General features: G+C 37.4%; 1 protein-coding gene. It reads left to right on the top strand.

Going from position 1 to position 246, the window contains the following annotated elements:
• Window positions 1–45 precede the first annotated feature (45 nt).
• A partial coding sequence (locus AB4486_RS26235) for a CBS domain-containing protein (RefSeq protein WP_372119689.1) occupies window positions 46–246 on the top strand: 201 nt, incomplete at its 3' end.

Raw genomic sequence — 246 nt, forward strand, 5'->3', positions numbered from 1 at the left:
TTGCTACCCAAGCCGAACGGTAATAAAAAAATAATAAGGTAAGTCATGAGTTATTCTTGGGAAAAAACAATAGTTAAACCAGAAGCAACTATTGTTGATGCTCTTAGGGTTATTGATAGTGAGGCGTTGCGAATTGCGTTAGTTGTTGATGATGAACAGCACCTTTTAGGTGTGGTAACTGATGGTGATATTCGTAGAGGTATTTTAAACAGCTTGCCTTTGGATACTCCTATTGTAGAGATCATG

Source organism: Vibrio sp. 10N.222.55.C6 (assembly GCF_041473395.1).
GTDB classification, from domain to species: domain Bacteria; phylum Pseudomonadota; class Gammaproteobacteria; order Enterobacterales; family Vibrionaceae; genus Vibrio; species Vibrio crassostreae_C.